6 protein-coding genes are annotated in these 12,044 nt (G+C 74.8%); all 6 read right to left on the reverse strand.

What is annotated here, in order from left to right:
- Positions 1-6 precede the first annotated feature (6 nt).
- Positions 7-1,296 (reverse strand): metallophosphoesterase family protein, encoded by a 1,290-nt coding sequence (locus J8J14_RS22100; protein ID WP_209381715.1) that lies wholly within the window; start codon positions 1,294-1,296, stop codon positions 7-9.
- A gap of 52 nt (positions 1,297-1,348) precedes the next feature.
- Entirely contained in the window at positions 1,349-2,446 is a 1,098-nt protein-coding gene (locus J8J14_RS22105) for a DUF4268 domain-containing protein (RefSeq protein WP_209381716.1), read from the reverse strand.
- Between the two features lie 3 nt (positions 2,447-2,449).
- Positions 2,450-8,425 (reverse strand): DUF3320 domain-containing protein, encoded by a 5,976-nt coding sequence (locus J8J14_RS22110; RefSeq protein WP_209381717.1) that lies wholly within the window; start codon positions 8,423-8,425, stop codon positions 2,450-2,452.
- Positions 8,426-8,664: 239 nt separating this feature from the next.
- Positions 8,665-9,642 carry a hypothetical protein gene (locus tag J8J14_RS22115; protein WP_209381718.1) on the reverse strand — a complete coding sequence of 326 codons (978 nt, stop codon included), beginning with the start codon at positions 9,640-9,642 and terminating at the stop codon, positions 8,665-8,667.
- Positions 9,643-10,965, reverse strand: a complete 1,323-nt coding sequence (locus tag J8J14_RS22120; protein ID WP_209381719.1) for an MBL fold metallo-hydrolase — start codon at positions 10,963-10,965, stop codon at positions 9,643-9,645.
- Entirely contained in the window at positions 10,962-11,384 is a 423-nt protein-coding gene (locus J8J14_RS22125; protein ID WP_209381720.1) for a hypothetical protein, read from the reverse strand. The genes J8J14_RS22120 and J8J14_RS22125 overlap by 4 nt, the downstream gene beginning before the upstream one ends.
- Between the last annotated feature and the right edge of the window lie 660 nt (positions 11,385-12,044).

Raw genomic sequence — 12,044 nt, forward strand, 5'->3', positions numbered from 1 at the left:
GACGCGTCAGCCCTGGGCGAGGCGGGCGAGCAGCAGGTCGCGAGCCCGCCGCAGCAGGTCCGGCGAGAGGTGGCCCTCGGCGGCCCGCACCGCCGGGTGGTCCGGGCCGAGCGCCTGGCGCAGCCCGCCCGAGGCGCGGTCCAGCATGGCTGCGGCGTAGCCCTGGGCCGCGGCGGACGGCCCGGCGGTCGGTGCCTCACCCTCCGGCGCCTCGGCGAGGGCGTCGATGGCCCGCGCCAGCCGCCCGACGGCGTCGTCCCGCGCCCGCAGCGTGCCGAGGTCCTGCATCGGGCGGGTGGCGAGGCGCACGTCCTCCAGCCAGAAGGCGTCGGCCTCCGCCACCTCCAGCCCGGCGGCGAGCAGCTTCTGGCGGAGGGCGGCGGGGTCGCGGGCCAGCGCGGAGTGCGCGGGGCAGGGGCCCTCGAGGTGCAGGCGCAGCGCCAGCAGCCGGCCCTCGGCGCCGTCAACCGCCTCGCCGATGGCGCGGCGGGCGCGCTCCAGCACGGCCTCCTCGTCGACGGCGCCCGTGCAGTCGACCGCCACGCGCTCCCAGCGCACCGCGTCGAGCGCGCGGTGCTCCACGCCCGCCACGCGCCCGTGCCGGACGGTGACGAGGCTCGCCCCCTTGGCGCCGCCCTCGTTGACGTGGCGGCCCTGGAGGTTGCCGGGGAAGACGATCCAGGGGTCGCGCAGCAGCTCCTCCCGCGCGTGGATGTGGCCGAGGGCCCAGTAGTCGTAGCCGTGGGCCGCGAGCTGCTCGACGGTGCAGGGCGCGTAGGAGGCGTGCCCGGGGCGGCCGGTGGCGGCGGTGTGCAGCAGGCCGATGTTGAAGCGGTTCCCGTGGGGGCGCGGGTAGGACTGCGCGAGGTTCTGCTGCACGTCGCGCGTCCCGAAGCTCTGCCCGAGCAGGACGACCGCGAACTCCGGCCACTCCACCGTGTCGGGCTGGTCGGCGCGCAGCAGCGTGGCGCCGTCCGGCAGGCGGAGGGAGCGGGTCAGCACGCTCTCGGCGTCGTGGTTGCCGCGGATGGCGACGACGCGGATCCCGGCGCGGGTCAGGCGCGCGAAGGCGGCAACGAGGACCTGGCCCGTGCGGAAGTCCGGCCAGTCGCCGTCGTAGAGGTCGCCCGCGACCACCACGAAGTCGACCCGCTCCAGGATCGCGAGGTCGACGAGGTTGGCGAGCGCGTCCCGCGTGGCCTGCCGGATGCGCGCGGCTGGGGCGTCCGCGCTGAGGCCGCGCAGGGGGCTGTCCAGGTGCAGGTCGGCCGCGTGGAGGAAGCGGAAGTTCGTCAAGTCAGCCCAGTCCTGTGGGGGAAGGAATCGAAGCTCCAGGTCTTGTGCTGGCCTACGCCGCGATGCCCTGGATCGGGCCCTTGAGTGCGGCGTGCAGCCTCGAGATCACGTCGATGAGCTGCCCCTGCAGCGCCGGCCAGTCCGCCTCTGGCGACCTCCAGCCCCCCTCGACCTCGGCGCAGATCCGGCACCCCGTTCGGCCGGGCAGGTCCTGCCAGAGGAGCGGGCCTCCGAAGGCCTGCTCGATCGCTCCGCGCTGCTCTTCAAGGAGGCGAAAGGCAGCCTCGCTCCGCGCCGCGTCCTTCGCGATGCTGATCCAGCACTCGGCCCGAGACTGATCTTCCGTCAGCGAGACGTTGAGGTTGAACCCTGCCCTGCCGATCCCCGCGGAGAGCCAGTGGTCCGTCGTGGGGCTCCGGTTGGAGAAGAGGGGCGTGCGGGCCTTCGAGCTCTCGATGAAGAGCGTCCAGAAGCGCCGCAGGGTGTCCTGGCGGACCGTCCGGACCTTCTGCGTCTCCTTGGCCTGCTCTCGAACCTTCACCTCGTAGTCGGCCGCCTCGGGCAGGGGGATGATCTGCGCCGCGTCGATCAGCAGCTCCGACCCGAGCTTGTAGGGCCTCAGGCGAACGCAGGTGACGTCGAGGCCCCGCTTGTTCAGCCAGAGCACCGAGGTCGTGATCTCGGTCGAGAAGTCTGCGGCCACCAGGACGATCCTCACCTCGTCGGTGAGCTCGTCCTGGTCGACCGAGCTCCAGCCCAGGAAGTCGAGGACCTCCGCTTCCGCCTGCGCCCTTGAGCCATCTCCACCCATCGAGCGGGCCCGCGTCGAGATGGCCTGCTCCAGCGTCATGCTGGAGACCATCGCGGCGTAGCGGAGGGCCTGGAGCTCCATGTGCCCGCCGTCGTCGGTCCGCTTGATCTCGACCACGACCAGCCGAGCCTGGCGGTCGAGGCAGAGCAGGTCGACGCGCCGGCCGCTGTCCCGCCAGTCGCTGAACTCCTCGGCGAGCACGAGGAGGTCCTCGCCGAGCGGGGAGGCGTCGGAGCGCAGCAGCCGCTGCAGGTCGCGCCGCTCGAGGATGCGCTCCTCGGCGAAGGTCGTCTGCGGCACCGCCTCGAGGCGCTGGTCCGCGACACGATACAGCGCCATCCGCTATCGTTCCTCCCTCGTGTGTGGCGAGGCCGGCGCGCCGGAGCTGCGCAGGCGGGCGACCTCTATGGCCTGCCGGCAGCGTTCGCGGGCGACCTCGCGCAGCTTGGCGAGCCCGCAGGCGTCTCGCATCGCGACGAGGGCGGCCTCCTCGTCCGGGTGCCTGGTCAGGCAGGCGGCGGCCAGCGCCGCCAGCACCTCGATCGGCACCTCGCTGGGATCGCGCTGCTGCCCCGGCTCGGGCTGCCGGAACGTCGTCCGGCCTCTCGGGTCGGAGCCAGGCGGCCAGACGAAGCTGCCGGCACCGTCCTCGGTGCGGGGGCAGGCACGTGGGACCGCCGCAGCCACGCGATCCTGGATCTCGCGGCCGGCCCGCTGGAAGCCGTGCGCGCGGGCGATACGCTGGATCAGCCGGTCGAGGCGGAGCGGCCCCTCCCTCGCGAGCACAGACGCGATCATCGCGCCGAGGACCGGCCTGTACTCGTCCTCGTAGAAGCGGCTCGGATCGGCGGCAGGGCCGTCCTCGGCCGGGGCGGCAGCGGAGGCTTCTGGACGCGGGTTACTCGCCTCGTCGGCCTCGGCCCGAGCAGCGGGTGGCTCGTCGACGGGAGCGCCGGCCTCCTCGGACCCGGACCGTGCCGCGCGCGCCTCGGCCAGCGCCGCCTCGAGTGCCGCGTGCAGGCGGTCCGTCTCCCGCCCGGCGTTGGTCCACCAGTCCGTCGACCAGATGCGCAGGATGCGCCAGCCGAGCCCCTCCAGCACCACCTGCCGCAGCCGGTCCCGGTCCCGTGCCGTCGCGCCACGGTGGTAGGTCGCCCCGTCGCACTCCACTCCGGCCAGAAAGGCCCCGGGCGCGTCCGGGTCCACGACGCCGAGGTCGATCCGGAACCCCGACACGCCGATCTGAGGGTGCACCACCCAGCCCCTGGCGCGCAGCCGCTCGGCCACCGCCACCTCGAAGGGGCTCTCGTGCTCGCCCAGCGGTCCCGTCGCGGCCGTCGCGAAGGCGCGAGCTCCGTGCTCCGCGAAGGAGAGGAACTGCTTGAGGTGGGTGACGCCGAGGGCAGAGGTCCGGGCCAGGTCGATCTGCTCCGGCCGCAGGCTCCCGAAGGCGATCAGCGCCTCCCGCGCCCGCGTGACCGCCACGTTCAGCCGCCGCTCGCCGCCCGACTGGTTCAGCGGCCCGAAGTTCATCGCGACCCGCCCCGTCGCGTCCGGCCCGTAGGTCAGCGAGAAGAGCATCACGTCGCGCTCCTCGCCCTGCACGCTCTCGAGGTTCTTGACCATCACCGGCTCGGCTGCGTCGTCCGAGAAGAACGGCTCGAGCGAGGGGTCCTCCCGCCGCGCCTCGTCCAGCATGTCCTCGATGAGGGCCTGCTGCTCGGCGTTGAAGGTGACGATTCCGAGCGAGCGCGGACGCCCCCCGGCGAGCACGCCCCGGAGGACGAGGAGCGCCTCGGCGACCACCGCTCGGGCCTCGGGCTGGTTGGTCCGGGCGCCCGCGCGGGCGTAGAGGCCGTCGGGGACGTGGCGGAAGGACACGGCGGCGTCGCGGGTGACGGGGGAGGGGAAGGTCACCAGTCGCCCGCCGTAGTAGGCGTGGTTGGAGAAGGCGATGAGGCTCTCGTGCCGGCTGCGGTAGTGCCAGGTCAGCTCGACCGCCGGCACGCCGGTGCCGAGGCACTCGTCGAGGATCGACTCCAGGTCCTCGACGTCCACCTCGACCGCGCCTCCCTCGCCCTCGCCGTCCGGCAGCGCCCGCTCGAAGAACCTCGTCGGCGGCAGCTGCTTGGGGTCGCCGACCACGATTACCTGCCGGCCGCGCCCGATGGCGCCGATCGCGTCCCAGGTGGGAATCTGCGACGCCTCGTCGAAGACGACGAGGTCGAAGGGCTCGGCGTCGGGCGGCAGGTACTGGGCCACCGAGAGCGGGCTCATCATCAGGCAGGGCGCGAGGCGGCGCAGGGCGCGGGGCATGCGGGCGGCGAGCTGGCGCACGGGCAGGTGCCGCTGGCGCTTGGCCAGCTCCCGCGCCAGCACCGCGTACTCCGGGTCGTGCTCCCGCTGCGCCCGACCCGGGATCGCCCCGGCCAGCCGGGCGCGGGTGAGGTGGCTCGCGAGCTTCAGCAGGTGGGCGTCGAGCTCCCGGAAGCGCTCGATCCGCCGCTCGTGGCGCGCCGCGACGAAGCCCCGGAGCTGCGGCGAGGCCTCGACGACGAGGCCGATCCACCAGCGGGCGTAGTTCGCCTCGAAGGCCCGCACCGCGTCCGCCGGCGCGACGGACCCCGCCTCCATCGCCCGCAGCAGGGGCGCCAGGCCGAGCGCGTCGCCGCGCTGGGCCACGCCGCGCCAGGCGCACCAGTCGCGGAGCTGCCGCGCGGCGCCCGCCCAGCCCCGGAGGTGGTCGGCCAGGGCAGGTGCCCAGTCGCCACGGGCCGGGTCGAGGATGGAGAGGGGATCGGCCCCGCTCAGGGGAGTCAGGCCGTCCAGCGCGGCCAGGGCCTCGGAGTGGGCCGTGCGCAGCCGCTGCAGGGGCGCGCCGACGGCGCCGGCCGGCGCCAGGAGGTCCGCGCCCTCGCCGGCCAGCCGTCGCAGGTGCTCGCGCAGTGCCAGCAGCGTCGCGGTGTCGGGCGCGGAGGAGGCGGCCGCCGCGCGCAGGCTGCGCGCCCAGGCGTGGCCGGCGGAGAGCCGGGCGAAGTCCGTCTCGAGCCCCCGCCAGCGCGGGCCGAGATGGCCCGCGAGGCCCGCCCCGGCCGAGGCCAGGGCGGCCTCGATCTCCTGCATCTCCGCCAGCCGCGCGAGGTCCGGCGCGCAGTCGCCCGGGACGGGGCCGGAGGCCTCGGGCGCGAGGCGGCGGCGCAGGGCGCGGTGCGCCAGGACCCGAGGAAGCACCCAGCGCTCGCCGGCGGCCTGCCACTCGGCGCGGATCTCTCCTAGCGGCAGCGACATCACCCCGGGCCGCCAGGAGCCAGCCAGGGCACCGCTCAGCTCTCGGTGCCGCGCGACCCGGACCGCCTGGGCGTGGAGGGCCTCCATCGTGGCCTCGGCCCCCTCGGCCAGCGCCCACGCGCCGTCGGCGGCGATCGGGTCCAGCAGCAGCGCCGCCAGCGCGTCGAGGGCGGCCAGGGCCGGACGCGATGCCGGGGGTGGGGGCAGGGACAGCGTCCGGGCCGCGGCCGCGGCGGCCTCCGGCAGGGCGGCGAGGCGCGCGGCCGCGGAGCTGGCGGCCTCGATCAGGCGGGCCTGCCAGGGCGGGGACCACTCCGTCGCCTCGACGCCGCCGAGGGCCGCGGCCGAGGCGACGTCGCCGACCTGGGTGAGGGTGGACGCGGCGTCGCCGACTGCCTGCAGTAGTCGCCGGTACCCGCCCTCGTCGTGGGCGTCCGCGTCGGGCCAGGTGAGGGAGACCTCCGGGACGCCCCCGGCCTCGGCGCGCAGGACGGCCCCCATGGCGCGGAAGGGCGTCCAGCCGTTGCGGCCCCGCCGGTGCAGCTCCCGGACGTAGCCGTTCAGCTCGGCCCGGAGCGCCGCGGCCTCCTCGCCGGCCCGGCTCCACTCGACCCCGTGGAACGCCTCCCGCGCCCCCTGGGCGCGGTTCATCTGCTCGAGCACCGAGACCTTGCTCGTCTTGGCCGAGAAGAGGTCGAGGCAGAAGTCGCCGAGGCCGACCTGCCTGAGGCGGCGCTGCACCACCTCGAGGGCGGCCCGCTTCTCGGCGACGAACAGCACCGTCCGGCCCCGCGCGAGCGTGTCGGCGATGATGTTGGCGATGGTCTGGCTCTTGCCGGTGCCGGGCGGGCCGATCAGGACGAAGCTGCGCCCGGCGCCTGCGGACGCGACCGCGCGGAGCTGCGAGCTGTCGGCCTCCAGCGGGCAGACGAGGCCGGCGGTCTCCGCCTCGACGTCGATCGGGGGGGTCTCCGGGTTCGCGTCGGCGGGCAGGCCGGGATCTCGCGCCTCTCGGTCGGCCGGGCCGTCCATCAGGCGGCGCGCCACCTCGCTCTCGCGCAGCGCGGCGGCGCGGTCCGCCAGGTCCTTCCACATGAGGTACTTGGTGAAGGACAGGTTGGTGAGCGCGACCTCGTCCGTGACCTCCCAGCCCGGGACGTCCCTCAGCTTGGATCGGAAGGTGTCGAGGATGGCCCGCACGTCGAGGCCGGTCTCGTCCTCGGGCGGCCGCTCCGCCTCGAGCGAGGGGAAGCGGATGGCGAACTCCTGCTGGAGCATCTCGAGCAGCGTGGAGTTCAGTCGGGTCTCGTCGTCGTGCGCGCGGAGCGAGAAGCCCGAGCGCACGCTCGGCCGCTCGAGCACCACGGGCACGAGGACGATGGGGGCGCGGTAGGGCGCCTCCTTGCCCTTGGCCCGCCAGAGCAGCGAGCCGATGGTCAGGAAGAGCGTGTTGGATCCGCCCTCCTGCTGGTTGGCGCGGGCGGCCCGGTAGATCTCGGTCAGCGCGTCCTGGAGGGACTTCTCGTCCCGGCCCACCACCAGCTCGCGGCGGGCCAGCGCCTCCGTCGCGAAGGCGCGGTCCGCCTCCTCCTGCATGCGGGCGCGGTGGAGGCGCGCACTGCGCGGGTCGGCGCCGGTCATGAGGTCGGGCCAGGGGCGGAAGCGGAGCGGCTGGGCTCGTGCGCGCCCGCGCATGCCCGCCAGGAGGTCCTCCAGGCCGGACGCGTCCGGGCAGTCGATGGCGAGCGCCTGCTTCCCGCCCGTCCGCAGGTTCAGCAGGCGGTTGCGGCCGGAGAGGTCCAGCAGGCGGCGCCGCCACCGCTCCAGCCGGTCGGCCGGAGACGCGGGAGGCACCTCCTGCTCCGCGAGCACGTCCTCGCGGAGCAGGGGCGGCTCCTCCGGCGCGAGCTTCGCGGCGGGGGCCTCATCCCCTCCGGTCGCCTGCTGCAGGGCGTAGGCCGCGCCCCTGGCGGTCAGCGGCCGGATCCGGCGCTGGCGGGCGCGGTGGACGTCGATCACTGCCTCGAAGGCCCCGTCCCTGTCCGGCGCGACGTGGGCGGCGCCGGCCTCGCAGGCGCGCCGGAACCCGGCCTGTCCCCGGCCGCAGGCGAGGGTCGCCTCGAAGAGGAGGAGGTCGTCGAGGGCAAGCCGCGTCCGGAGCCCCGGGGCGTCGTCGGCCACCGACGAGCCGAAGTCGTGCCTGGCGAGCCAGAGCCCGACGAAGGCGTGACCGCGGGTCAGGGCGATGACGGGCCTGAGGCCCATCGCCTCGATGCAGGACGCGAAGAGCGCGGCGAGGTCGAGGCAGGTGCCGAGCCGCTCCTCCAGGATCTGCCGGGGCGGCCGGATGCGCTGGCCGACCTGCTCGAAGGACGGCGGCGGGTTCACGTAGCGGATGTCGAGGGAGCAGACGGCGCGCCAGAGCGCCTCCGCCTGCTCCCAGACGCGCGGCTTGCGGCCTTCCTGGTAGCCCTCCAGTCCGTCCGGCCTGCCGCGGGCGCTGAGGTCGTCGGAGGCGAGGCGCAGGACCCGGGCGACCGCCGGGTCGTTCGGCTCCACGAAGGCGGCGAGGATGTCGGGGATGCCCTGCGTGCCGCCCCACTCGTTGTGGGCGAGGACGCGGAGGTCGCGGCGGAGCTCCGCCAGCACCTCGCCCTCCGGCCCACCGCGCCGCGCCGTGAGGGTCGCGGTCCCGCGGGTGCCCTCGGTGAGGTCGGCCAGGAGCGGGCCGTCGAGCGTCAGGTCGAGGTCCGAGAGGACCCGGACCTGACCGCGCGAGACTCCCTGCAGGCGCCAGTCGCGCGCCCCGATCACCGGCGGGTCGCAGGAGATGCGAAGGGTCACGTCGCCCAGGTCCTCGGCCGAGCCCGCCCTGAGGGTCAGCTCGGTCAGGACCGGCACGTGGTTCTGCCAGAGGGCGACGCTGATGGAGGGCTGGAGGCTTGCGGACAGGGTGGCGAGCGGTGGGAGCGATGCCTGTGGGTCAGGAAGGGGAGGCGGCGCCTCAGCGCGGTCGAAGGTGTCGTCCATGGGCCCCCTGGAGGCGGAGTGTGGGGTAAAGCCGGGGGCGCCGCAAGGAAGGCTGCGTGAGGCACTCCCCCGGCGCCGCCGGCCACCCGGTCCTCGACGTTCCCGGCGAGCCGCTCGGCCACGCCCCTCGTCGGCGGGCCGCCCCGAGACCGGGGCCCGCCGGCGTGCCTGGGCCGCCCTGGTGGACGACGCGGGCTCGCCGGGCCCTGGTTGCCGATCGACCCTGGCCTGCGGGACCCTCAGCCGCCGGGCAGGGGCGCGTCGAGGTCTGGCACGACCCGGATCCGCCCCACGAGGCCGTGCGCCTCCAGCTTCCTCCGGTGCGGCTCCCACACGCCTGCCCTGCCGACCTCCGGTCCCATGATGAGCAGCCGGGGCTTGCCGTCGACGTCGAGCCTCGAGCCCGGCTCCAGGGCCTCCGCGATGACGGGGTGGGCCTCGGCGAACGGCCCGGCCCGGTCGCTCCCGCCGCAGGCGGCGCGCATCAGGTGGATCTCGCGGTGGTACTCGCAGGCCTTCCGCACGGCCCCGACCAACTCGGCCCTCCGCTGGGGCGTCAGCCATCCCTCGTACCGCTCGATCTGCTCGTGCACCCTCGCGGGCCCGGTCTCCGCCCGGAGGCTGGAGGTGTTGGTGAAGTTCTTGGCCTCGTAGAGGACGATCCGGATCTTGCCTTCCTCCCTCTCGAGCGCGACGAGGTCGATGCGGTCCGCGACCCGCGGCATGCCCGGATTGGGCGGGAGGGCCATCTCGACGTCCACGACGTTCGGGCTGCGGGCCACGATCGCGGCCACGCCCTGCTTCTCGCCGGGCGCCGAGTCTGCCTTCTTCGGGCGAGCATAGCCCTGCGCCGTCGCGACGCGCGCTTCGAGATCGGGCACGTGCTCCGCGGCCGCGCCATCGGGAGTCCGGTGTCGCTCGCCGTCGAACGTGTAGTACCTCTGTCCGGTCGCCGTCGGGTCGACGTACTTCTCGTGGATCTCACCCCGGACCCGACCGGCCCTCTCGTCCCACCCCAGCTTCAGCACGGACTGACCCTCGACGTAGGCATTGAGGTAGCCGTCGCGGAACGCGACGTAGAGTGGCTGCTTCTTCCCGAGCACGTCGGTGAACCGATGGGCCAGCAGCTCCCTCCACCAGTTGGGCTCGGCATCCTGGGCGAGCCCCTTGAGCGCGGACAGCAGGCCATCCGGGATGCTGCGTCTAAACGGCGTCAATCATACCTCCCACCACTCCCCGTCCGCGCGCCGGACCACCCCCGGTCCGAACAGCGCGGCGAACCTGTCGCCCTCGAAGCTGTGCACGGGCACGAGCGCGCCCGGTGCGACGGCCCGCGCCAGCCGACGCAGGTCCGCGATGCTGGCGTGGCCGGAGGTGTGGACCACCTCCAGCGGCACGCCCCGCCGCTCCAGCTCGGCCGCGAGGCGCCCGCCCGCGCCGTCCCTCAGGTATCCGTCCCACTGCGACCAGATCGCCCGCGCCCCGTCCCAGGCCGTGCCGAGCGCGTCGACGTCGGGCAGCATCGCCGGTCGGAGGAGCATCGCCGCGCGCGGCGCGAGCCGGGCCAGGTGCTCGGGGAAGATCCGGTGCGGCCGGTAGGGGTCGATGAGGCCGAAGAGCGCGCGGCGCGCCACGTGGCGCCGCTGGTACTCCGGCACGTAGATCGCGACGCCGTCCCACCCGGCGCGGGGAACACGCGGGTTGCCGGTCGCGGCCAGCACCTCCGCCGCGTAGAGGTCGAGCACCAGCACCCGCCCGGTCCGCCTGCAGGCGCGGTAGAGGCTGACCACGCGGTCGACGTTCTGGGCCGAGGCGCAGACGGCCACGAGGCCCGGCGCGCGCATCCGCTCGGCCAGCAGCAGCTCGACCTGCTCCTCCGTCGGGAAGCGCGCCTCCGGGTCCAGGCGGCCGAGGCTCGACCCCTCCATCAGCATGGCGTGCACGCCCCGGGGCGGGTCGCGCAGCAGCCGCTCGAAGAGCGCGCCCTTGCGGCCGTGGCCGCGCAGGTCGCCCGAGTAGAAGAGCCGCCGTCCTCCCGCCTCCACCAGCAGCGCGTAGGCGTCGTAGGCGGAGTGGTCCACGAGGAAGGGCGTGACCGTGAACGGCCCGATCCGGACGGGCCGGCGGTCTGACAGCTCCGGCAGCTCCGCCTCCGCCGAGAAGGGCACGGGGCGGGGCACGAAGGGCGCGGCGGCGTGGAGCATGCGCCGGGTCGCCGCGCCCATGGCGGTCGGCAGCGGCGCGGCGGCGTGCGGCGCCAGGCCCCAGTGGTCGGCGTGGCCGTGGGTGAGGACGAGCCCGAGCAGGTCGGGCGCTGCCTCCCGCAGCCCGGGCACTGCCGGCAGGAAGTCGGCGGGGTCGCCCGCCGGGTCGGCGTCGAGCGGCATCCCGAGGTCGAGCAGCAGGCGGGCGCCACCGCAGGACAGCTCCACGCAGGTGCCGCCGATCTGACGAGTGCCGCGGTGGACGCAGGCGCGGAAGGCTCCCGGCGCGGCGGCGGTGGCGGGGAGGGGGGCCGCGCCCGCTGCGGCGCCGCTCAAGCCGGTGCTCCCGGGACGGCCGCGAGGCGGCGCGTGCTGCGGTAGTGCAGGTCCGTCCGCATCGCGCTGCGCCCGGGCGGCAGGCCGAAGCGCGCCTCGACTATCGCGCGATGCGGGAAGGCCTGCCGGTCGGCGTAGGTGACGAAGAGGCCGGCCGGGCGCTCGTACACCACGCGCCCGCGCGGCCACTCCTCGTACTCGGCCCGTCCGATGACCCGGCGCAGGTGCAGCGACGCGGGCTCCAGGCGCAGGCTCCCGTCGCGCCACGCCTCCCAGGTGTCGTAGTGCCCCTCGCCGAAGGTCAGGCAGTCGCCGTACTCCTCAGCCCCCGCGAGCGGGCAGCCCCGCGTCACGACCTCGCACGGCCCGCCGCCGTCGCGCAGCAGCCAGAAGATCCCCACGCAGCCCTCTTCGCCCATCACCCACCCTCCTCCCTCTCGGCCCTGCCTCCCGTGAGCGCGGCGTGCTGCAGGGCGCTCAGATCCCTGTTCGGGTGAGCGAGCGAGAAATTCAGGCTCAGTGAGTAACGATTCTGCGAGGGCGAGCCTCGCGCCGGCCACGGAGGCCGTCAACCTGCGGCGGTCCCGCTCGTCGGGCTCTCCGCCCAGCACGCGCCGGTTCCACGGCTGGGCGACGGCTCGGGTAGACTCTCGCGTTCCTCGGCATCGAACAGGGCTCCTGTCCCGGGAATGGTCCTCCGGCGAGCTCGCAGCCCCGTTCCGCCCGCGTCCAAATCTCGCTTGATGAGCCACCGCGCGAACCTGTACCCCTCCGTGGCACCCGGGCAGCGGTCGTCGTTGAACGCGAGGGAGCTTGGCCACCCGTGCCGCCCCACCCATGGACCGGACTCCCGGACTAGTCGAACGCTGACGCAGTCTCGGCCGCTATCGGGCAGAAGGCGATCGTGATCAAGGAGCAGCCCCTCCCTGCCTCGGCACTTAGGCACGGTAAATCTTGGCGTTGTTGCACAAACCTTGCAGGTAGGCCTGCATGAGCAAGGCATCGGCACGGGGTGAGCGGCCGAAGACCCGCTACCGGACCCGGAACTGGCGGGAGTACGACCGGGGGCTGATCTCCCG

The organism is Pararoseomonas baculiformis (assembly GCF_017813395.1).
Taxonomy (GTDB): domain Bacteria; phylum Pseudomonadota; class Alphaproteobacteria; order Acetobacterales; family Acetobacteraceae; genus Roseomonas; species Roseomonas baculiformis.